The organism is uncultured Martelella sp., assembly GCF_963677965.2.
Lineage (GTDB): Bacteria > Pseudomonadota > Alphaproteobacteria > Rhizobiales > Rhizobiaceae > Martelella > Martelella mangrovi.
Genome location: NZ_CAXXFM010000001.1, coordinates 395,669 through 418,117, shown reverse-complemented (window position 1 = coordinate 418,117; position 22,449 = coordinate 395,669). Strand labels below are relative to the sequence as shown.

The following is a 22,449-nucleotide window of genomic DNA, read 5'->3' as shown; positions in this document are numbered from 1 at the left end:
TTACTGAATGGCGCCGTTACTATTGGTGCCGAAGAAGTCGCGGGCGGCGCTGGAGCCGGAGCCCTGCAGGATCTGCTGGATGAAGGTGATGTCCTTGCCGCCGGTCGGCGTGGTATCGGAAACCATGTCGACGACGCGACCATCCTGCAGCGTGTAGCGGGCGATCCTGTCCACGCGGCCATTATTGTTGAAATAGATGGCGAGGATTTCCTGACCAACGAGGCGCGGCTTCTGGAATTCGAAGCGCCGTTCCTTCCTCTGCGAAATGTAGAAGAACACCTCGTTATCGAAGGTTGCCGTTGTCGACGGTTCGCCCAGCGTCAGGACGACCTGCTCGCGGCTGGAGCCTTCCTTGACCAGCTGCAAGCGCTCTTCATCGATGACATAGCCCTGATAAAACACGTCCTTGGAGCCGATAATGTCGCTCGTCGAGCAACCTGCGGTCAGAAGCGCGACGGCAAACAATGCACCCGCGGCAGCCGGTCGAACCGGTCTGAAATCAAAATACTGTCGGCGCGTCTTCAAACGTACACTCCCTGGCAAAGCTTTTTCTGGGCCGCAGATAAACACCTTGCGGCTGTCTTCGTTTCAATTTGCAAACGCCACCTTCAGCGAAGGCCGGCCTGGACAACGATTTCCCGGTTGCGGGCGGGCGGCGCGCAAACTACCATTGACCATGGTTCGTTTTGGAAGCACAGACCGCCTGTCGCCGGAATACCTCGAAGCCTCGCGTTTTCCAACTCAAATGGATAAACCAGCTTTTGCCCGGATGCAATTGTGGCGGGCGGATTGCGGCCAGACGTTATAGCGGATTGAAGAGAGTGGGATGATCCTCAGGATTTTCGGCAGAAACCGTAGCAACAAGCAAATCGTGCAGCGCCAATATGGCGTGATCACGGCGACGGCGCGGCAGCCCTGCTTTTTCACCGATTATGGCGTGCCCGATACCGTGATGGGCCGTTTCGAGATGCTTTCGGTGGTGATGATCCTGTTTCTCGGACGAACCTCGAAATCATCGGAAAGCGGCAAGCAGATGGCGCAGGAGGTTGTGGATGCGTTTTTCATGGATATCGACTATTCAATCCGTGAACTGGGCGTCGGCGATAATTCGGTGCCCAAGCGAATGAAAAAGCTGGCCGGCATGTTCTACGGTCGCCTGGAGCGTTATATGCGCTGTCTTCAGGAACGTGACCTGGAACAGCTTGCCATTGCGCTGGCTCACAATATTCATTCCGACGATGGCGAGACTACAGAAATGGCGGAACTTTCCCGCTGGATGCTGGAAAACGCCGATCATCTGGAGCAAACCGATGAAATTGTCGTGGAAACGGGGATGGTAAGCTTCCTCGTGCCCGAAAGCATGGAGACAGGACGTGTCTGACAAGAATGCGAACGAGATAACGCTGCCGTTTTCGCGCCCCTTCACGGTCGCGCGGGCGGCCGCCGTGCCGTTCGAAATGCGTATCGATGTGGAAGGTGACGAACTGGAGCGGCTTGCCGGTTTTCTGGAAGTCGATGCCGTGACCAGCCTTTCGGCCGATCTCAGGATCACGCCCTGGCGGCGCGAAGGCGTAAGGGTCCGGGGCGAGGTCAGGGCGCATGTCGTGCAGTCCTGCGTCGTGACGCTGGAGCCGATCGAGACCGATTTCTCGGAGCCGGTCGATGCGACCTATCTTCCGGAAAACTCGCGGCAGTTCAAACGCAAGATCAATGCGGAAGGCGAATTGCTCGTCGATCCCGAAGGGCCGGATGATCCCGAACCGTTCACCGGCAGCGATATCGACCTTGCCGCTGTCGTGATCGAGATGCTTGGCCTTGCGATCGATCCCTATCCGCGCAAGCCGGATGCCGAACTGCCGTCCGAAGTGATCGATGAAGATGACGGCGAAGACGCGGTTGCAGACAGGGGATCGCCGTTTGCGGCATTGAAGGACTGGAAGGGCGGAGGATCGAAATAGCCGTAAAAGGCGAGGGGGTTATGGTCCTTTCGGCGCCGCGCGTTGCGGCGTCGCGGATAGGGCTTTCGGCAAAACGCACGTAAATTGCGGTTTTTACACGGCGGTAGTTGTCTCCCGCAGCAAAAACGGTATTTTGGCCCGGCTTCTCCGGATGCGTGCAAACAGGGATCTCGAACGTTTGATTAGAATTTCCATTGATGCCATGGGCGGAGATGTCGGTCCGGAAGTTGCCGTTGCTGGCGCTGCCCAGGCGCTGACGCGGCACCCCGACATCAGCTACATACTTTATGGCAAGTCGTCCGTTATTGAACCGCTTCTTGCGTCCTATCCCAAACTCAAGGATCAGGCGCGTGTGGTCGACTGCGAAATCGCCGTCGGTATGGACGAAAAACCGAGCCAGGCGCTGCGGCGCGGCCGCAATGTTTCCAGCATGTGGAAGGCAATCGAGGCGGTCAAGGACAAGGAATCCGACGTGGCGGTTTCGGCCGGCAATACCGGTGCGCTGATGGCCATGGCGATGTTCTGTCTGAAAACCATGCCGGATATCGACCGTCCGGCGATCGCCGGCATCTGGCCGACGCTGAAGGGTGAAAGCATTGTTCTCGACATCGGCGCCACCATCGGCGCCGACGCCAAGCAGCTTCTCGATTTCGCGCTCATGGGCGGGGCGATGGCGCGCGCGCTTTTCGAACTGAAAAAGCCGACCATCGGCCTGCTGAATGTCGGCGTCGAGGAGGTCAAGGGCGTCGAGCAGGTCAAGGAAGCCGGAAAGTTTCTGCGTGAAGCCGATATCGACAATCTCGATTATGCCGGCTTTGTGGAAGGCGACGACCTTGGCCGCGGCACGGTCGACGTGTTCGTGGTCGAAGGCTTTACCGGCAATATTGCCCTGAAAACGGCGGAGGGCACGGCCCGGCAGATCGCGCAATATCTACGTTCGGCCATGTCGCGCACATTGATGTCACGGATCGGCTATCTTTTTGCCCGCGGCGCGTTTCACATGCTGCGTGAGAAGCTTGATCCGCGAAAAGTCAATGGCGGCGTCTTTCTCGGGCTCAACGGCATTGTCATCAAGAGTCACGGCAGCACCGATGCCGAAGGTTATGCCTCGGCCATCGAGGTGGCTTACGACATGGTGCACAACGGGCTTCAGGCTAAGATCCAGCATGATCTGAGTGAGTATCATGCGCGTAATGAATCACCCATGGGGCCGGAAGCGGCTTGACGCGGATGGGCAGACGGTTTTTCGCCGCTATGCCCGCCAACAAGGAATAACAATATGATCCGTTCTGTCGTTTGCGGTTTCGGGGCTGCGCTGCCAAAGCGTGTGGTGACCAATGAAGAACTGCGGCAGCTGGTGGATACATCCGACAGCTGGATCCAACAGCGCACCGGCATCCGCCAGCGCTACATTGCAGGTCCGGATGAAACCACGGCCTCGCTTGGCGAACAGGCCGCGCGCAGGGCTCTCGACAATGCCGGCCTGACGCCGGACGATATCGACCTGATCGTGGTGGCGACCTCGACGCCCGACAACACCTTTCCGGCAACGGCGGTGAATATCCAGAGCCGTCTCGGCATGCAGCACGGTTTTGCCTTCGACATGCAGGCGGTGTGCTCGGGCTTCGTCTATGCATTGACGACGGCGGACAATTACATCCGCGCCGGACGGGCGCGGCGTGTGCTGGTGATCGGCGCCGAAACATTCTCGCGCCTTCTGGACTGGACCGACCGGACAACCTGCGTGCTGTTCGGCGATGGCGCCGGTGCGGTCATTCTCGAGGCGCAGGAAGACAGCGCTGCCGGAGAACGCGGGATTATCGCCGCCAGCCTTCGCTCCGATGGCGCCCATTGCAAGAAGCTTTATGTCGATGGTGGGGTTTCGACCACCGGCGATATCGGCCACCTGCGCATGGAGGGCCGCGAGGTTTTCAAACATGCCGTGGGCATGATCACCGATGTGATCGAGGCGGCTTTCGCAGAAGCGAAGATCGATATCGATCAGCTTGACTGGCTGGTGCCGCATCAGGCCAACCGCCGGATCATCGAAGGCTCGGCCAAAAAGCTCGGCATTCCGATGGACAAGGTGGTTGTGACCGTGGATCAGCACGCCAACACATCGGCGGCCTCGATCCCGCTGGCACTGGCGACGGCAGCCGGCGACGGCCGGATCCAGCGCGGCGATATGGTGATGCTTGAGGCCATGGGCGGCGGATTTACCTGGGGCGCGGTGCTTTTGCGCTGGTAATCTCTGTCTGGGACGGAATTGAGTTCCTTGATGCGCTTGACCGTTTTGCCACACGGCAATAGTGTCTTGGCCAAGGGGAAATTAGACAAGCTTGGGATGCGGTAATGCCTGGCAAAACTGTGACGCGTGCGGATCTGGCCGAGTCGGTGTTCCGTAAAGTGGGACTGTCTCGTACGGAATCGGCGGAACTGGTCGAAACTGTGATCGATGAAATCTGTGATGCAATCGTGAAGGGGGAAACGGTCAAGCTCTCCTCGTTCGCGACATTTCAGGTGCGCGACAAGAATGAACGCATCGGCCGAAATCCGAAAACCGGTGAGGAGGTTCCGATCTCCCCGCGCCGGGTCATGACCTTCAAGGCCTCGAACGTGCTGAAGCAGAAAATTCTGAAGGCGCATCTCAATCGCAAGCAGCGTGCGGAAAAAGCGGCCCAGAAGACTGCGTCCTGAGCATCTGCTCTGGGGGTGTTTGACGCGGCATCTTGTCTTTCGACGGTGATCGGGTTGAAATACGCTTGATTCGATCACTGTGGTTGGCGAGGACGTTTGAACATCATGGACAAGTCTCCCGAGGCGTTTCGCACCATTTCGGAAGTGGCGGAAGAACTGGAACTGCCGCAGCATGTGCTGCGCTTCTGGGAAACGCGCTTCACGCAGGTCAAGCCGATGAAGCGGGGCGGCGGCCGCCGCTACTACCGCCCGGAAGACATCGAGCTTCTGAAGGGCATCCGCCATCTCCTCTATGATCACGGCTACACCATCAAGGGTGTGCAGAAGCTTCTGAAAAGCAACGGCAACCGTTTCGTCACCGCTATCGGCAGTGGCGATGCCGAGCTTGTCGAGGCCCTGGCGCCCCAGCCCGAACGCAGGGTGGAAGAAGATCAGCCTTCCATCTTCGACGACGATCAGGTCGTCGGCCGCCCGAAAAAATCGGGTGGTACCGGGTTCTTTCGCCGGAAGAAGGATGAAGAGGGCGACGTTGATCCGGCCTCCGGCATTACCCGCTCCGACGATGCCTTGCTGCAGGAGGTGCTCTACGACCTTCTCGAATGCAAGCGCCTGCTCGATCAGGTTCGCTGAACTGAGGTCTTGCCCGTTTGGGCCGCTGTTTTCAAAACGGAAAAGCGCTATTGTGGAACCTGTGCCGGCGACGTCTGACGGGTGTCAAGATCGTGTCTTCATAACTGCGCTATAGTGTCCCCGCAGCGGGGAATCCATTCTCCGGTATTGCCAAAACCGCCTCATTCTGCTTCCACTCTAGGTGGCAGGCCGTTATTTTTCGATAAGAAAGAGCGGCTTTTGGAGGCAAGTTTGCGCATCGCGGCAGGATGCCTGACGCGGTACGCCATTATGCTGGAGAATGATGATGGCGGAAAATGCAGCGTCCAGTGACCTGGAGACCATGCCTGTCGACGCGGTTCTCGAAAAGCTTGGCGTCGACCCGGAAAAGGGACTTGCCGAGGCCGAGGCGAGAGAGCGGCTTGCGCAATATGGCCCGAATGCGCTGCCGGAAGAAAAGGTCAGTCTTTTCAAACAAATCGCCGGGCATTTTGTCGGGCCGATCGCGTTCATGATCGAGGCCGCTGCCCTGGTTTCGCTGATTCTGGGAGACTGGGGCGATTTCTTCATCATTTTCGGTCTGCTGGTCTTCAATGCCGGTCTCGAATTCTATCAGGACAGCAAGGCGACGAGTGCACTGGCAGCGCTGAAGAACTCGCTCGCGCCGCAGGCAACGGCGCTTCGGGACGGAAGGTTTTCCGTCATCGATGCGTCGACCCTGGTGCCCGGCGATATCATCAAGATCAGGCTCGGTGGCATTGTTCCCGCCGATGTCCGTCTGGTGTCGGGGGAATACGCCTCGATCGATCAGGCTGCATTGACGGGGGAATCGCTGCCGGTCAACAAGACGGTCGGCGATATCGCCTATTCGGGCAGCGTGGTGAAACAGGGCGAAATGGCCGCTGTCGTCACCGCCACCGGGTCGGAAACCTTCTTCGGCCGCACCGCCAAGCTGGTGGCCGGGGCAGGGGCCGTCAGCCAGGCGCAAAAGGCGATGTTCCAGATCGGCAATTTCCTGATCGTGGTCGCCGTGGTGCTGGCGCTGATCATGGTTGCCGTTCAGGTCTATGTCGATATCGTCCAGACCGACGCCTGGGGGCTTGCCGATGCGCTCGGCATTCTGCAATTCGTGCTGGTGCTGCTGGTTGCCTCCATTCCGGTAGCGATGCCGGCGGTTTTTTCCATCACCATGGCGCTTGGCGCGCTGGCGCTTTCCAAGGAAAAGGCGATCGTTTCGCGCCTCTCATCCATTGACGAAATGGCGGGTGCGGACATCTTGTGCTCCGACAAGACCGGTACGCTGACAAAGAATATCCTGACCCTTGGCGATCCGATTCCCGTTGGCGGTGCCGATGCGGCGGATATCGTGCTGGCAGGCGCTCTGGCCTCGCGCGCCGAGGATGGCGATGCGATCGATGGTGCGGTAATCGGTGCGCTTGCCGACAGGTCGGTTCTTGATCAGTACGCGGTCGGCAAGTTCACGCCGTTCGATCCGGTGTCGAAACGGACCGAAGCGGCGGTGACGGGGCCGGATGGCACGGCCTTCCTGACATCGAAGGGCGCGCCGCATGCCATCGTCCTGCTGGCCAAAGCGGAGCAGGCGGTGGCCGATGAGGTCGATGCGCATGTCGCTGAACTGGGCGCGAAGGGCTATCGTGCGCTGGCCGTTGCCCGGTCCGATGATGGCGGTGCAAGCTGGAAACTTCTCGGCATCCTGCCGATGTTCGATCCGCCGCGCGACGATTCGAAACAGACGATCGAGAATGTCCGGGCCAAGGGCGTCGAGGTGAAGATGATCACCGGCGACGATACCGCGATTGCAAAGGAAACCGCGCGTCAGCTCGGCCTCGGCACCAATATATTGCCGGCAGCGGAAGTGTTTCCGAAAGACATGGACCCGGACAATGTGCCCGGTTCTATCGCCAACCGGATATTGACGGCGGATGGTTTTGCCCGCGTGTTTCCCGAGCATAAATATGCCATCGTCAAGACGTTCCAGAAAAACGGCCATCTGGTGGCCATGACCGGCGACGGCGTCAATGATGCGCCGGCGCTGAAACAGGCCGATTGCGGCATTGCGGTTTCCGGTGCGACCGATGCTGCCCGCAGCGCTGCAGCGCTGATCCTGACGGCGCCCGGCCTTTCGGTGATCCAGAACGCCGTCGACGAGGCCCGGCGGATTTTCGGGCGGATCACCAGCTACACGATCTATCGGGTGGCGCTGACCATGGACATCATGTTTCTCGTGGTGCTCTCGACCATCTTCCTCGGCGTTCAGCCGCTGACGCCGATCATGATCGTGCTGATGTCGCTGCTGGACGATATTCCGATCATGACGGTGGCCTATGACAATACCAGCGTGTCCGATCAGCCGATCCGATGGCGCATGCCGCATCTTTTGAGCGTGTCCGCAGTTCTCGGCTTTGCGTCCATCGTCCAGTCTTTCGGTCTGCTGCTGATGGGCATGGAGGTGCTGTCGGAACCGGCCCGCTGGCTGGGGCTTGGTCTGACGGACCAGTCGCATCTGCAATCGATGATGTTCCTGCAACTGGTGGCCGGCGGGCACCTTCTGATGCTGGTCAGCCGCAAGGAAAACTGGTTCATGAAGCGGCCCTATCCGGCAAAGCCGCTGGTCATCGCCATTGTCGCGACCCAACTCGTGGCGGTGCTGATGTGCGGCTTCGGCATTCTCGTTCCGCAAATTCCCTGGAAACTTATCGGCCTCGTGTGGGTTTACCTGATTGTCTGGCTGTTCATTATCGGGCTTGTCAGGATCGGCATTGACCATGTGCTCGAAAACCGCAGTGCCCGGCGGGCAATGTCCATAGACGTGGTCAATAAACGGTTGTTCCGCTAGACTTGACAGGGAATGCAAGGGAGGTGCGCTGATGGATTTTGGCGAAAAGCTGATGATCAAACCGGGAAGTTCCGTCAAGCTGGCGGATATCGACCCGTCCTTTCACGGCGATATCAGGAACAAGGCGGCCGGCAAGGACGCGCTGGCTGAGGTTCTTGATGAGATCACGCCGTTGCAGGAAAAGCTTTACGCCGAAAAGAAACATGCCCTCCTGATCGTGCTGCAGGGCATTGATGCCGCCGGCAAGGACGGCGTGTGCTGGCATGTGATCCGGGCGATGAACCCGCAGGGCACCTATGTTGCAAGCTTCAAGCAGCCGACGGAAATCGAAAAGGCACATGATTTCCTGTGGCGCGTGCATCAGCGCACGCCGGCCATGGGGCAGGTCGGGGTTTTCAACCGCTCGCATTATGAAGATGTTCTGGTGGCGCGGGTCCACAATCTCGTGCCGGAGCATGTCTGGTCGAAACGCTACCGCCAGATCAATCACTTCGAGGAATTCCTCAGCGAAAACGGCGTGAGCATCGTCAAGTTCTTCCTCTATATTTCCAGGGACGAACAGCTGGACCGGTTCGAAAAGCGCCTGGAGGACAAGGAACGCCAGTGGAAGATTTCCGGTTCGGATTATTCCGAACGCGAACGCTGGGATGAATATATCGCCGCTTATGAAGATATGTTGTCGAAGTGCTCGACCGAACATGCCCCCTGGTATGTGCTGCCGGCAAACCGGAAATGGTTTCGCAATCTGGCTGCGGCCAACATCATCCATCAGGCCCTTGTCGATATGCGGATCGAAACGCCCGAACCGAGCGTCGATCTGCACGAAATCTACCGCAAATATCACCACGCCATCCGCAACGGATAGGCCACGGCCCGTCGGGTAGGACGGGCTTTTTCCATAAAATACGCCGCGGTGTTTGCGCTGCAGTGCAAAACGTCGTCTTGTCAAATGTCAAAATTATGCGATAGATTCCGTTTAGATGAGTTTGTGCTAATATTCGATCGGCATTTTTATGCTGCATTGCGTCAGTATGCATGACGCGACCTCGTCCAGAAGAAGCGAAAAGCGCCTGAAGCCAAGCCCCTATCTGGCCGTTGTGGTCATTGACGTTGATGCCTTACAGAAGGACGCAGCGAAATGCGGCTTTTCCATTGCAAGTTTTGCGGACACCACCTTCGTTTCGGTCAGGCATTTTGTACAGCCTGTACAATGCCGACCAGACCGGCCAATCGCTACGGATTCTGGATCGCGGTCTTTATCGTCCTGTTGATCGCTCTTGCAGCGATTGGGTTTTCTTTCCTGTTCTGAATTTCCGCGGCTTCCTTCAATCCGCATGTCAAAAACATGCTGCGATTGCTGACTCGCATGCCTGATTTCGGCTAAGGAAGAAGCTGAAATCGTTCATGGCTTCGGTAAGGCCGTGGCTTCGGTCGGGTCGTGCGTTCGGGAAAGGGAGTGCGGGGTGGATCTCGCGATACTTGTCGCCATAGCAGCAGGCATATTCGCGGTCATTGGTTTGAGCGAACCGCTGGCCGCGCGTCTGCGGTTGCCTTATTCGGTGATCCTTGCCGGTATGGGCATCGGCATCGGCGTTGCCGCCACCTTCTTCTGGCAGACGAACCTGACCAATGCGCTCAACCCGCTGGCACTCGGCATACTCAACCTGCCGATCCGGGCGAGTTTCTTTCTGAATGTGTTTCTGCCGCTGCTGGTGTTTCAGGTGGCGCTCAATATCGACATCAGGCGCATGCTCGATGACTGGGTGCCGATCCTGGTGCTGGCCGTCTTCGCGGTGTTTGTGGCAATGCTCGCCGTCGGCTTTGCACTTTATCCGGTGGCCGGCCTGCCGCTTGCCGGCTGCCTGCTGATCGGCGCGATCGTTTCGACAACCGATCCCTCGGCCGTCGTCTCGATTTTCAAGGCGACGCCGTCGCCCCAGCGGCTGGCACGGATTGTCGAAGGCGAAAGTCTGCTCAATGACGCGGCGGCCATCGCCCTGTTTTCACTGTTTCTGGGCTTTGTGACCGTCAATGTCGCCAATCCTGAAATCGGCCCCACACTGCTGACCTTTCCGTGGATTGCCGGGGTCGGCGGTCTGATCGGCATCGCCTTCGGCCGGATCGGGGTTGAGGTGATCGCCCGCATGCCGGATTTTCCGCGCGGGCAGCTGTCTGTATCGATGGCGGTTCCGCCGCTCACCTTCCTGCTGGCCGAGCAGCTGTCGGCGTCGGGCGTGATTGCCGTGGTCGCGGCAGGCCTGACCATCAACCTGCATATGACAGCCCGTTTCACACCGGCAATGAACCTGCAAATGCGCGCCACATGGGATCTGATTGCTCACTGGGCCGGGTCACTGATCTTCATTCTGGCGGCCATCCTGATCCCGAAGCTGCTGTCGGAATTCGTTCTTTATGACGTTCTGCTGATCGGGATCGTGGTTGTCGCGGCGCTGGCTGCCCGCGCGCTCATCCTCTTCGGTGTATTGCCGGTCCTCACCCATTTCAGGCTTTCTCCGCAGATGGAGCGTCCCTACAGCGTGGCGATCCTGTGGGGCGGTCTGCGCGGCGCCGTCACTCTGGCGCTGGCGCTGGCGGTGACCGAGAACCGGTTCGTGCCACCCGATGTCAAACACCAGGTCGGGCTGATTGCCACCGGGTTTACCCTTTTCACCCTGATTGTGCAGGGCACGACGCTGCGCTGGATCATCAGGAAACTGCGGCTTGACCAGCTGAGCCCGCTGGATGTTGCGCTCTCCAATCAGGTGATTGCCGTGGCATTGCAGAGTGTGCGTGAGCGCGTTGCCGAGACCGCGCGCGATCTAGGCCTGACGCGCGAGATCGTCCGCGACGAAGCCAAGCAGTTTGCCGAGCGTGTCGATGACGCCGTCTCGAAGACCGACGCCACGGACCAGCTTCAGGACAGGGACCGCGTCACGCTGGGCCTTGTGGCCCTTGCCGCGCATGAGCGCGATACCGTCCTTGATGAATATCGCAATCAGGTGATCTCCGCCGATCTGGCAGAGCGCCTTGTGATCGGCGCGGACAGGATCATCGAGGCGACGCGGACAGGCGGACGCGCCGGCTACCGGACGGCGGCGCGCCAGACCTATGTCACCGGCCTGCGGTTTCGGGTTGCCACCTTGCTGCACAATTACCTCGGCATCACGCGGCCGCTTGCCCGCATCGTGGAAGACCGGTTTGACGTTCTGGTGTTTTATGGAATGGTGCTGCCGCGCTTGGCGCTGTTCATCGATGACCGCATTCGCCGCATCCATGGACGGCGCATTGCCGATCTGCTGCACGAATTGCTGAACCGTCGTCTTGATGAGGCCCGTCAGGAACTGGAAAGCCTGCGCCTTCAGTTCCCCGGTTATGCGGAGGCGCTGGAGCGGCGGCTGATCCGGCGGACCACATTGCAGCTTGAGGAAGGCGAGTATGAAGCGCTGGTGGAAGACGGGTTGATCGGCCCCGAACTGCGCTCCACGCTCGGTGCAGACATCGACAGCCGTCGGGCGCGGCTGAAGGGCAGGCCCGTTCTCGATCTCAGACAACAGAAATCCGTCACGATCGACGGATTTGCCGCATTTGCCGATTTCAGCGAGAAGGAGCGCAAGCTGCTCGGCAAGAAGGTCCGCATTGTCTATGCCGCTCCCGGTCAGCAGATATTGCGGAAGGAAAGTTCGGCCCGCGAAGTCTGGTTCATTGCCGCAGGCACAGTGAATGTCGTGACCGATGGCGTGAAGATAAGGCTGACGGAGGGCGATCTGTTCGGCCAGTTCGCTGTGCTCGCCCGGTGGCGCCGGTCGATCCAGGTTACGGCGGTGACGGATTGCACGCTTTTGACGCTGGACGAACACACCTTTCGCACGCTCGTCGCGCGCGAAGGCACATTCCGCACGGCCGTGATCGAAAGCGCGGCAGCGCGCGGCGTCGAAATTCCACGCGAAGTTTTCGACCAGCCGGAAGAACAACGGACCGGCACGATCCGCGCGATTCTGGTCAAAGCCGGATCGCTGCGCCTCAAGGCGCGCAAGGCGACTGCAGAACGCTAGAATTCAAGGCGTATCGTTCGGCAGGGCACGGGATTTCCGTTCCCGTTGCCGGTCTTTCAGGGCTATTTTTCCGTTTTTGTTCAAGAAACCCAATTTCCCTCTTGCGCGCAGAAACCCGAAAGTCTAATGGGGACGGGCCGTTATGGCTGGTCGGGGTGTAGCGCAGCCCGGTAGCGCACTTGACTGGGGGTCAAGGGGTCGTGGGTTCGAATCCCGCCACCCCGACCATTTAAACTTCCCCCAATTTTCTTGATAAAACAATCAGATATGGGCGATGTGAGTCTGAAGTCACGTCACCATTCTGCGTGGTATCACGGTGCCATATGGCCGTTTGACGGATTTGTTCGGTTACGGGAAGACGGTTTTCATCCAGATTAAAAAGTTCTAGAAATCGCTTCAATGTAACCGGGGCGGATGAAGTCTGGTTCTGTGAAGGGAGAGATGATGACGGATGCGGTAAAGGGCAGTTGTTGCGCCGTTTCTCGAAATGCCTCGGAGCCGCCGCCGGCCGCTGCCGCAACGGTGCGTGACGCGCCGGTAACGGCGGGCCAACGGGTCAATCCGATTTTCATTCCCGGCGGGCGCAGCCATGTCGGCACTGACAAGCCTGAAATTCCGCTTGATGGCGAAGGCCCGGCGCGCAGCGTCAAGCTCAATCCGTTTCATCTTGAGGCCGAGGCGGTGACCGTCCGCCGCTTTGCCGATTTTGTGGCTGCGACAGGTTATGTCAGCGAGGCGGAGCGTTTCGGCTGGTCGGCGGTGTTTGCCGGGCTTTTGCCGCCGGATAGCAATGTGAACGGCAATGCGCCTTCGACGCCCTGGTGGGTGCGTATCGATGGCGCGTACTGGCGTCAGCCCGAGGGGCCGGGCAGCAACACCGATGACAGGCTCGACCACCCCGTGACCCAGGTTTCCCTTGCCGATGCGCAGGCTTTCGCCGAATGGGTCGGCGGCCGGTTGCCGAGCGAGGCGGAATGGGAGCGGGCCGCCCATGGCGGCGTGCGTGGCCGCAAGTTCACCTGGGGCAATGCCGAACCGGACGACGAGACCATCTTCTGCAACATCTGGCAGGGACAGTTTCCGCATCACAATACGATGGCCGATGGCTATATGGCGACAGCCCCCGCGCGCTCCTTCGAGCCGAATGAGGGCGGTTTCTACAATATGGCCGGTAATGTCTGGGAATGGACCGCCGATCCCTATCGCATTCGCTCGCTGTCACGCCATGCCAAGAAGCGCAATGCCGATGCGGTGGCCGCCGATGAGCGGCTCTTGAAGGGCGGCTCGTTCCTCTGCCATATTTCCTATTGCTACCGCTACAGGATTGCCGCGCGCATGGCGCTCACCCCGGATAGCGCGGCCAGCAATGTCGGCTTTCGTGTCGCTTACGACGCCTGACATGTCGGCCTGACGGCACGGCTCAGGCAATACCGGTGCCCGAACGTTTTTTCGGCATGCGCTCGGGGTGGACGCCGGCCTGTGCAAGGGTGCGTTCCAGAAGCTGCTCGTAGATCGGATGGCCGCCGAGCCACTGGGCGATCAGGTTGGCCGTCAGGCAGGTGGCGATCAGCGGCATGGTCATCGTATAGGCGCCGGTGAGTTCCAGCGTCAGCGCCACGCCGACAATCGGGGCGCGCACGGAGGCGGAGAACAGGCCGCCCATGGCCGCAATCCCGAAGGCGAGCGGCACGGCGGTTCCGGCAGGTAGCAGGCCTTCGAGCGAAGTGCCGAAGGCAAGACCGATGCAGATGGCGAGCGCCAGCATCGGCGCGAAAATGCCGCCCGGCGTGCCCGTGGAATAGCTGGCCACCATGCTGATGTAACGCAGCACTGCAAGCCCCAGAAGCGCGCTCAGCGCCAGATGTTCGCGCGCCATCATGACAATCACGTTCTCGCCGCCGGTGACGGCGCGCGGAAACAGGATGAACATCGCCCCGACGGCAAGGCCGATCAGCGCCGGCATCAGGAAGGGCACGTGTTTGTGCATGCGTATGACGAAGCCGCTCACGGCCATGAGCGCGGCATTGAGGCTGACGCCGACGGCCCCCAGAACGCATCCAAGCAGCACGAAGGCCGGCAGAAGGGCGAGCGCGGGGGCGGGAACCGACATCGAGAAATCCGGTGCCGTGCCGCCGATGACCTCTGTCATCACGGTCGAAAAGAAGGCGGCGGCGATAACGCCCATATAGGTGCGGAATGTGTAGGGGAACTGGCTGTGGGTTTCCTCGATGATGAACAGCACAGCCGCCAGCGGCGCGTTGAAGGCGCAGGCAAGCCCTGCCGCAGCCCCGGCGCCCAGAAGCCCGCGCCGCTCGACATCGGAGACCTTGAAAAAACCGGTGATCGCTGCCGAGAGCGACGCCCCGATATGGATCGTCGGCCCTTCGCGGCCGAGCACAAGTCCTGACGACAATGCAGCAATACCGGTCAGGAATTTCACCGGAAGAACCCTGCGCCAGTGCACGGTGCGCAGGTTGCTCATCGCGCCTTCGATTTCCTGCACGCCGCTGCCGCCCGCCTCGGGCGCATAACGGCGCACGATATAAACCGAGGCAACGGTGATGCACATGGTGATGACCGCGGCGGCCGCGACCAGAACCGCGCCGTTCAGGTGGTGCGTCAGCACTTCCGGCCATCGCAGCAGTCTGTCGATGACGAGATGGAAGAACGACCCGACGGTTCCGGTCAGAATGCCCGCGGCCACCGCCAGAATGATGAAACGCGCCTCGGCGCGCCGGTTGCCGGGTTGATCGGGAAGCTGTGACATGTCATCCATGAGGAACGCGCCGGATTGCAAAGGGTCAGTATCAGCAGAAAAGTGGGTATGTCATGCCTGTTTGCGTTGCAGGCGCGCCATGTGTCATCCCCTTCACGCAGGCTCAGTATGCAGACAAGCGAAATGAAGTCCAGCCTTGGCGGCGGGTCGTTCACACCTGTTGGGCAAACCGTCATCAAGGTTTCAAACGGCTTTGTTTCATAAGGGAAAACTGAAAGGAGCTCTGCCGTGACGGATGCAACAGCTGGTGATTTTGAACTGGGCGCTCCTCTGACGCCGCTGGCGCGGATAACCGATACCTCACCGTTGACGCTGAAGCCGGACGCAAGCTGCGGCGAGGCCGTGAAGCTTTTCTCCAAGAGGGCAGGCAGGCACACGACGATGGCCTGCATTCGTGATGCGCAGGGGCTTTTTGCCGGTGTCGTCTGCCTGCATGACTGTTTGCGCCATCCGGCGGATGAACCCGTCGGAAAGATCGCACGGACTGACGGTCCGGTGGCGCAATCCGGCCGGTCCGCCGAATCCGTGGCCCACGAGATGGTTGAGGGCGACTGTGATTTCATGCCGGTCGTGGATCCGCAAAACCGGCTTGTCGGCGCCGTGGAAGGTGCAACAGCCAGCCGCTTCATGGTGGATACGCTTCAGGAGGACGCCCAGGTTTTTGTCGGCCTTTCCGGTGCGGTCAATGATGATTATTTCGAACATTCCGTATGGTCGGATTTCCGCCGCCGCTTTCCCTGGGTGCTGGGGTTGGCAATCGCCGGTCTTGCCGCGGGCTATGTCGTCCACATCTACGAAAGCGCGCTCGATGCGCTGGTGATCCTCGCGCTCTATATGCCGATGGTTGCCGATACCGGCGGTAATGTCGGCACCCAGTCGGCAAGTCTCGTCACCCGTGTTCTGACCACCGGCAGTATTCGCTGGAGCCAGGCCGTTTCGATCATGTGGCGGGAAATGCGGGTGTCGTTGATGATGGCTGCGATGCTGTTTGCCTTTGCCTTCCTCAAGGTGGTGCTGATCTCCAATGTCGCCGACGTGCCGGAGGGGCTGACACTTTCGGGCATCGGTCTGGCGATTGCCGTTGCGCTGGCCGCTCAGGTGGTCTCGGCCACGCTGATCGGCGCATTGCTGCCGCTCGGGGCCATTGCGGTGAAGCAGGATCCCGCCGTCGTTTCAGGTCCGGCACTGACCACGATTGTCGATCTGACCGGGCTTCTGCTCTATTTCACCATCACCACCATGATGCTCGGTATCGTCGTCGTCCACCAGTAGATTTCAGACCGCAGCATTGTTTCCCGCATGGCGGGCTTCGCGCATGCTGAGGGCGGCTGCGAGGGCGAAGCAGAACGCACCCAGCCAGAGATTGGCGTTGGAAATATCCATCACGACGTCCGAGATACCGTGACGTGGCACATAGGCGATCGTCGACGCGATCATGAAGGCGATGCAGCCGATGAGGTTGATTGCCGCAATCCACCAGCCAAGTTCGCGGCGGGGGCGGGAGAAATGGGCGTGGCCAACCTCGATATAGGCGAGATAGGCCGAGACCAGAAACAGCACCGAGCCGATCATGCCGGGCACCCAGATCACAAGGTCCTGGGCAGCCCAGCCCTTCGGCGTGTTGATGGCATCGAACGTGTTGAAATTGAAGGCCACGGTGCCGATGAACTGGGTGATGGCGCTGAGCCAGCCGGGGCTTTCGGGTGACCATCCGAAGAGCTTGACCCGTGTGCCGGCGGTCGCTGCCGTCTGGTCGGCATTGGCGGCCTGGAACAGTTGCAGATAGGCGGCGGTCGTGAACGGAATGGAACCGATGAAGAAGGTGACATTGGTCGTCCAGGCCGGCAGGCCGGCAACGATTTTCGGAAACAGCGCCATGGCGCTGCCGGCCATGAACAGCGAGGCGCCGATCACGAAAACAAGGCCCATGATCCAGTTGTAGAACGCAGTCTGCCAGACGGGGGCGCGTACACCCGCCAGTGCGCGCCTGTGCCTGAACAGGCCCTTGCGGTGATCGCGGGCACGCCAGTCCAGCATTTGCCCGCCGCGCGTTTCATGACGCAGCGTCACGAAAGGCCACGGCCCTCGCTGAAGATGCGCCTCGGCATGGGTGACCTGTGACATCGTGAAATCTTCTGTTATTGGCATGTATCCGGTTGCCGGCGACTTTGGCTGCTTGCGCGCACAAGGTCAACACAGCCGGTTGTGTGCATTGTCTGAAACGATCTGTGATCCGCTGTTGATTGCAAGACGCTTTCGGGCAAAACTCACCGGCCGCGCTTGCTGAGCGGGACGGCAAACCGATGCGACATACGATAAATGAGAGGGACAGTTACAGATGGATCGTGCTCACGACCCGAGCCAGCTCGAAATGGTGGTCTTGATGACGCCCGATATGGCGAATTTTTCCGGAAAGGTGCATGGCGGTGCGCTGCTGAGCCTGCTTGACCGGGTCGCATATTCCTGCGCCGCCCGCTATTCGCAGGACTATGCCGTCACGCTGTCGGTCGATCAGGTCACGTTCAAGGAACCGATCGCTGTCGGCGAACTGGTGACGCTGCGCTCATCGGTCAATTATACCGGCCGGACGTCCATGGAAATCGGCATCCGTGTTGAAGCGGAAGATGTTCGCAGCGGTCAGCGGCGGCATACGAATTCCTGTTATTTTACCATGGTGGCGGTGGACGAACACGGCAAACCGACCCCTGTTCCGCCTCTGGATCTGAACACGGACGACAAGAAACGCCGGTTCGAGGAAGCAAAGATGCGCCATCAACTGCGTCGTGAATATGCCGAGAAGTTCAGGGACCTCAAATCGGGCAAGGCCGACCGGGGATGACGGAAAAGGACCGGATGCTGGCGGGAGAGTGGTATTGCTGCCTCGACCCGGAGCTCGATAGTTTGCGGGCGGCGGCCCGGAAAGCGGTGCATGAGCATAATACTTTGTCGCCGGACCGGCGCGGCGCTCTTGGCCCGCTGCTTTCCGCCTGTTTTGCCGGCGTTGGCGAAGGGGTGTTCGTCGAAGCGCCGTTTCATTGTTCCTACGGTTTCAACATCAGGCTCGCCGATCAGGTTTATATCAATGCCGGCTGTACCATTCTGGACAGCGGCAGGGTGGAAATAGGCGAGGGGACGATGCTCGGGCCTTCGGTACAGATCTATTGTGCCGAACATCACCGGGACGCAGAACGGCGCCGGGCGGGCGAGGAGGTGGCGCGGCCCGTCAGTATTGGCCGGAATGTCTGGATCGGTGGCGGAGCGATCACTCTCGGCGGTGTTTCGATCGGGGATGCGGCAATCGTCGGGGCGGGGGCTGTTGTTACCCGTGATGTTGCAGCGGGCAGCATTGTTGCCGGAAATCCGGCCCGCCCGCTGCGGTGATTGAGGTTGCATTGCAGCATCTTTCGGCCGCTCACGTTTTTTTCATCTTAAAAAAGTGTATTTGAAACAATGCTTTGAGGTGTTGAACAGTTCGTTCAATATTTGCGAAATTGTCGATGACGCGAAATGCTCTAGGTGTTGTTGCGAACGCGGCCATTCCGGTCGTCACTCCAACCGCACCAGCGAGAGGTTATTTATGATTCGTTTTGCTACTACGGCTGTCGCTCTGTCCTTGATGTCCGCTTCGGCCTTTGCCGCGCCGGTCTCCTACGAATTCGACAAGTCGCACAGCAACCTGTCATTCAGCTACAATCATCTGGGCTATTCCATCACCGATGGTCGCTTCGGTGACTGGGATGCCACGCTGGCAATCGATGCCGATGCGCCGGAAAATTCCTCGGTTGAGTTCGTGATCGACGCCGACAGCCTCGACACGTTCTGGGAAGCCCGCGACGAGCACTTCAAGAGCGCTGATTTCTTCGACGTTGCCAATTACCCGGAAATCACCTTCACCAGCACCGAAGTGAAGAAGGTTTCGGATACCGAGCTTGAAGTGACCGGCGACCTGACCATCAAGGACATCACCAATCCGGCAGTTCTCACCGTTGATGTGCTGTCGTTCGGTGAGCATCCCATGGCGGAAAAGCAGGCTGCCGGTTTCCTGATGGAAGCCACCGTCAAGCGCTCTGATTACGGCATGGACATGTATTTGCCGTATGTCGGTGATGAGGTTTCCGTCGTGTTCTCCGGCGAAGCGCTGATTGCCGAGTAAAATCCGAACAGCTGATATCGCGCTGTTCCAGGCGGAACCGGGCAACCGGTTTCGCCCGCGCGCTGCGGAGATTTTTCGATGATCAAGAACACACGACTTGGCTATGGCGCCGTCGCCATCCTGTTTCACTGGACCATGGCACTGCTGATTATCGGCATGCTTGGCCTTGGCCTTTACATGGTGCGGCTGCCGCAATCGGATCCGAATGCCTTCGCACTGTTTCAGCTGCACAAGTCGATCGGCTTCGTGGTGCTGACGCTCGCCGTGCTGCGTCTGGCCTGGCGGCTGGTCAATCCATCGCCGAAGCTTCCAGCGGATATGCCGGTCTGGGAAAAGGGTGTCGCCCATCTCGGTCATACCGGGCTTTACGCGATGATGTTCCTGCTGCCGCTTTCCGGTTGGCTGGTGGTCTCGGCCTCGCCCTGGGGCATTCCGACGATTGTGTTCAATCTGTTCGAGATGCCGCATCTGCCGGTGCCGGGGGACAAGGCGCAGGCCGAGGTCTTTGCCTCTGCCGTGCATGAATACGGCGCCTATTTCCTGATCCTGCTGATTGCCGGCCATGTTGCCGCAGCCTTCAAACACCATTTTATCGCCCGTGACGAGACGCTGAAGCGCATGGTTTCCGTGCGCACCTCGCGCGCGGCCTGACAGAAAACCGGAGAACGATATGTCCCTGAATATCAAAGCTCTCGCGACCGTTTTTGCGCTCGCTGTTCCGTTTGCCTCACCGGCCATGGCCGAGACATGGACGGTCGACCAGGACAGCAGCACGCTGGGTTTCGAAGTGCCGCAGGGCGGCAAGACGCTGACCGGCACGTTTGAAAACTGGACGGCGTCGATCGACTTCGACACGGACGCGCCGGAAGACGCGCTCATCACCGTCGAGATCGATACCGGCAGCGCGGACACCGGAAACGGACAGTATGACGGCATGCTGAAGACCGCCGACTGGTTCGCGGTCGATGAATTCGGATCAGCCGATTTCACCACCGACAATGTGATGGTGCTGGACGACGGCAGCTACAAGGCCGACGGCCTGTTGACCATCAAGGCCGTGACCTTGCCGATCGAGCTGAATTTCACGCTCGATATCGAAGGCGACACCGCCCATGCCGTCGGCACGGCCACGCTTAAGCGCAAGGACTATGAACTCGGCCCGGCGGTGAACGCCGAGACCGTGGGCGAAACGGTGACGGTAACGCTGGACCTGACCGCGACGCGATAAAGCAGTCTGCGATTTATACGGAAAAAGCCGCTGCATCGATCAGATGCGGCGGCTTTTTATCGATAGCAGCCTTGCTTGTTACTCGTCGCTCATCTTCAGCGCGGCGATGAAGGCTTCCTGCGGGATTTCCACCTTGCCGAACTGGCGCATGCGCTTCTTGCCCGCCTTCTGCTTTTCCAGAAGTTTGCGTTTACGGGTGGCGTCGCCGCCATAGCACTTGGCCGTCACGTCCTTGCGCAGCGCCGAAATGGTTTCGCGGGCGATCACATTGCCGCCGATGGCCGCCTGGATCGGGATCTTGAACATGTGCTTGGGGATCAGCTCCTTCAGCTTCTCGCACATGTCGCGGCCGCGCTTTTCCGCTGCCGTGCGGTGCACCAGCATCGACAGCGCATCGACCGGCTCGCCATTGACGAGGATCGACATCTTCACGAGATTGCCGGCTCGATAGTCGTCGAGGTGATAGTCGAAGGAGGCATAGCCCTTGGAGATCGACTTCAGCCGGTCGTAGAAATCGAACACCACCTCGTTGAGCGGCAGGTCGTAGGACAGCATTGCCCGGTTGCCGACATAAGTGAGGTTGGTCTGGATGCCACGCCGGTCCTGGCAAAGCTTGAGGATGCCGCCGAGATGGTCATCCGGCGTCAGGATCGAGGCCTTGATCCACGGTTCGCGGATTTCTGCGATCTTGACCACTTCCGGCATATCGGCCGGGTTGTGCAGCTCGATTTCCGAACCGTCCGTCATCGTCAGCTCATAGACCACGGACGGGGCGGTGGCGATCAGGTCGAGGTCGAATTCGCGCTCCAGCCGCTCCTGGATGATCTCCAGATGCAAAAGCCCGAGGAAGCCGCAGCGGAAACCGAAGCCGAGTGCGGCCGAACTTTCCATTTCATAGGAGAACGATGCGTCGTTGAGGCGCAGCTTGCCGACGGCGGCGCGCAGGTCTTCGAAGTCGTTGGCATCGACGGGGAACAGGCCGCAGAACACCACCGGCTGGGCCGGTTTGAAACCCGGCAGCATGTTTTCGGTCGGGCGCTTGTCCTCGGTGATCGTGTCGCCCACGCGGGTATCGGCTACTTCCTTGATGGAGGCGGTGATCACGCCGATTTCGCCGGGGCCGAGTTCGTCCACGACCAGCAGTTTCGGCGTCAGTACGCCGACGCGGTCGACCGGATATTTCGCATCCGTGCCCATCATGCGGATGGTCTGGCCCTTTTTCAGCACGCCGTCGATGACGCGCACCAGAACCATGACGCCGAGATAGGTGTCGTACCAGCTATCGACCAGCAGCGCCTTCAGCGGTGCGTCGGCGCCTTTTTCGGTCTTCGGCGGCGGCAGCTTGTGGACGATGGCTTCCAGCACATCCGGCACGCCCATGCCGGTCTTGGCAGAGATCAGCAGGGCATCCGAGGCATCAATGCCGATGACATCCTCGATCTGCTCTTTCACGCGTTCCGGGTCGGCGGCGGGCAGGTCTGCCTTGTTGAGCACGGTGACCAGTTCATGGTCGTTGTCGATCGCCTGATAGACATTGGCAAGCGTCTGCGCTTCCACCCCTTGCGACGCGTCAACCACCAGCAGCGAACCTTCACAGGCCGACAGCGACCGGGAGACCTCATAGGCGAAGTCGACATGGCCGGGCGTGTCGATCAGGTTCAGCACATAGGTTTCGCCGTTGTTTGCCTTGTAGTGCAGGCGTACGGTCTGGGCCTTGATGGTGATGCCGCGCTCGCGCTCGATATCCATGTTGTCGAGAACCTGGGCGGACATCTCACGCTCCGCCAGCCCGCCGCATGTCTGTATCAGGCGGTCGGCCAGCGTCGATTTCCCGTGGTCGATATGGGCCACGATGGAAAAGTTGCGGATATGGTCCAGCGGAATGCGATCATCTTGTGTGCTCATGCGCGCGCATATAGCAGCGCGCGCGGCTTCCTGAAAGCGAAATTGCACACGACGGTTCAATAATAGCCATCCCGCAGAGACCCTGGAGGTCCTGAAACCGACTGTTCGTCAAGCTGACTCGACAAGGCCGGAAGGGCGACCAATTTAATGTTTTCGTCGACGGTCGCTGGAAGGGGCTCCGGTAAGCTCGAAAGCCTGACAGTTTATTTGCACG

General features: G+C 59.7%; 20 protein-coding genes and 1 tRNA gene. 17 read left to right on the top strand and 4 right to left on the bottom strand.

Annotated features, from left to right (window positions below; all coding sequences use genetic code 11):
* Positions 1–525, bottom strand: a complete 525-nt coding sequence (locus ACHZCU_RS02225; protein ID WP_394706001.1) for an outer membrane protein assembly factor BamE — start codon at positions 523–525, stop codon at positions 1–3.
* A 301-nt stretch (positions 526–826) separates the two neighbouring features.
* Between ACHZCU_RS02225 and ACHZCU_RS02220 the strand changes: the two genes are divergently transcribed.
* The 11 genes from ACHZCU_RS02220 to ACHZCU_RS02170 all read left to right on the top strand — a co-directional run bounded on the left by ACHZCU_RS02220 (position 827) and on the right by ACHZCU_RS02170 (position 13,571).
* A complete protein-coding gene (locus ACHZCU_RS02220) occupies positions 827–1,381 on the top strand; it encodes a ubiquinol-cytochrome C chaperone family protein (protein ID WP_319517466.1) in 555 nt (184 codons plus the stop codon).
* On the top strand, positions 1,374–1,958 hold the full coding sequence (locus ACHZCU_RS02215) for a DUF177 domain-containing protein (RefSeq protein WP_319517465.1): 585 nt from the start codon (positions 1,374–1,376) through the stop codon (positions 1,956–1,958). Before ACHZCU_RS02220 ends, ACHZCU_RS02215 begins: the two co-directional genes overlap by 8 nt.
* 178 nt (positions 1,959–2,136) lie before the next feature.
* Positions 2,137–3,183 (top strand): phosphate acyltransferase PlsX, encoded by a 1,047-nt coding sequence (gene plsX, locus ACHZCU_RS02210; protein WP_106310692.1) that lies wholly within the window; start codon positions 2,137–2,139, stop codon positions 3,181–3,183.
* Between the two features lie 54 nt (positions 3,184–3,237).
* Positions 3,238–4,206, top strand: coding sequence for a beta-ketoacyl-ACP synthase III (locus tag ACHZCU_RS02205; RefSeq protein ID WP_319517464.1), 969 nt, complete (start codon positions 3,238–3,240; stop codon positions 4,204–4,206).
* A gap of 104 nt (positions 4,207–4,310) precedes the next feature.
* Positions 4,311–4,655, top strand: a complete 345-nt coding sequence (locus tag ACHZCU_RS02200) for an integration host factor subunit alpha (RefSeq protein WP_106310646.1) — start codon at positions 4,311–4,313, stop codon at positions 4,653–4,655.
* Positions 4,656–4,760: 105 nt separating this feature from the next.
* On the top strand, positions 4,761–5,285 hold the full coding sequence (locus ACHZCU_RS02195; protein WP_319517463.1) for a MerR family transcriptional regulator: 525 nt from the start codon (positions 4,761–4,763) through the stop codon (positions 5,283–5,285).
* A 286-nt stretch (positions 5,286–5,571) separates the two neighbouring features.
* Positions 5,572–8,121, top strand: a complete 2,550-nt coding sequence (locus tag ACHZCU_RS02190; RefSeq protein WP_319517462.1) for a plasma-membrane proton-efflux P-type ATPase — start codon at positions 5,572–5,574, stop codon at positions 8,119–8,121.
* A 31-nt stretch (positions 8,122–8,152) separates the two neighbouring features.
* The gene (locus ACHZCU_RS02185) at positions 8,153–8,986 is read left to right on the top strand and encodes a polyphosphate kinase 2 family protein (RefSeq protein ID WP_319517461.1); all 834 of its coding nucleotides are present in this window, start codon (positions 8,153–8,155) and stop codon (positions 8,984–8,986) included.
* Between the two features lie 598 nt (positions 8,987–9,584).
* Positions 9,585–12,173, top strand: coding sequence for a cation:proton antiporter (locus ACHZCU_RS02180; protein WP_319517460.1), 2,589 nt, complete (start codon positions 9,585–9,587; stop codon positions 12,171–12,173).
* Positions 12,174–12,324: 151 nt separating this feature from the next.
* Positions 12,325–12,401 (top strand) — tRNA-Pro (locus tag ACHZCU_RS02175).
* 216 nt (positions 12,402–12,617) lie between these two features.
* Positions 12,618–13,571 (top strand): formylglycine-generating enzyme family protein, encoded by a 954-nt coding sequence (locus ACHZCU_RS02170; RefSeq protein WP_319517459.1) that lies wholly within the window; start codon positions 12,618–12,620, stop codon positions 13,569–13,571.
* Positions 13,572–13,593: 22 nt separating this feature from the next.
* Here ACHZCU_RS02170 and clcA read toward each other — a convergent pair whose 3' ends face one another.
* Positions 13,594–14,940 (bottom strand): H(+)/Cl(-) exchange transporter ClcA, encoded by a 1,347-nt coding sequence (gene clcA / locus ACHZCU_RS02165; protein WP_394706089.1) that lies wholly within the window; start codon positions 14,938–14,940, stop codon positions 13,594–13,596.
* Positions 14,941–15,177: 237 nt separating this feature from the next.
* On the opposite strand from clcA, the gene ACHZCU_RS02160 reads away from it, so the two are divergent.
* Entirely contained in the window at positions 15,178–16,221 is a 1,044-nt protein-coding gene (locus ACHZCU_RS02160; protein WP_319517457.1) for a magnesium transporter, read from the top strand.
* Between the two features lie 3 nt (positions 16,222–16,224).
* Here the strand turns inward: ACHZCU_RS02160 and ACHZCU_RS02155 are convergent, their stop codons facing one another.
* A complete protein-coding gene (locus ACHZCU_RS02155; RefSeq protein WP_319517456.1) occupies positions 16,225–17,073 on the bottom strand; it encodes a hypothetical protein in 849 nt (282 codons plus the stop codon).
* Between the two features lie 214 nt (positions 17,074–17,287).
* On the opposite strand from ACHZCU_RS02155, the gene ACHZCU_RS02150 reads away from it, so the two are divergent.
* The 5 genes from ACHZCU_RS02150 (at position 17,288) to ACHZCU_RS02130 (ending at position 20,330) form a co-directional block, all read left to right on the top strand.
* The gene (locus ACHZCU_RS02150; protein ID WP_106310662.1) at positions 17,288–17,788 is read left to right on the top strand and encodes an acyl-CoA thioesterase; all 501 of its coding nucleotides are present in this window, start codon (positions 17,288–17,290) and stop codon (positions 17,786–17,788) included.
* Entirely contained in the window at positions 17,785–18,330 is a 546-nt protein-coding gene (locus ACHZCU_RS02145; RefSeq protein ID WP_319517455.1) for a sugar O-acetyltransferase, read from the top strand. The genes ACHZCU_RS02150 and ACHZCU_RS02145 overlap by 4 nt, the downstream gene beginning before the upstream one ends.
* Before the next feature lie 196 nt (positions 18,331–18,526).
* Positions 18,527–19,102 (top strand): YceI family protein, encoded by a 576-nt coding sequence (locus ACHZCU_RS02140; RefSeq protein ID WP_319517454.1) that lies wholly within the window; start codon positions 18,527–18,529, stop codon positions 19,100–19,102.
* A gap of 78 nt (positions 19,103–19,180) precedes the next feature.
* Positions 19,181–19,753: a cytochrome b gene (locus tag ACHZCU_RS02135; protein ID WP_319517453.1), complete on the top strand. Its 573-nt coding sequence runs from the start codon at positions 19,181–19,183 to the stop codon at positions 19,751–19,753.
* A 19-nt stretch (positions 19,754–19,772) separates the two neighbouring features.
* Positions 19,773–20,330 carry a YceI family protein gene (locus ACHZCU_RS02130; RefSeq protein ID WP_319517452.1) on the top strand — a complete coding sequence of 186 codons (558 nt, stop codon included), beginning with the start codon at positions 19,773–19,775 and terminating at the stop codon, positions 20,328–20,330.
* Positions 20,331–20,408: 78 nt separating this feature from the next.
* On the opposite strand, the gene lepA is transcribed toward ACHZCU_RS02130, so the two are convergent.
* Positions 20,409–22,235 carry a translation elongation factor 4 gene (lepA, locus tag ACHZCU_RS02125; RefSeq protein ID WP_106310672.1) on the bottom strand — a complete coding sequence of 609 codons (1,827 nt, stop codon included), beginning with the start codon at positions 22,233–22,235 and terminating at the stop codon, positions 20,409–20,411.
* Positions 22,236–22,449 lie beyond the last annotated feature (214 nt).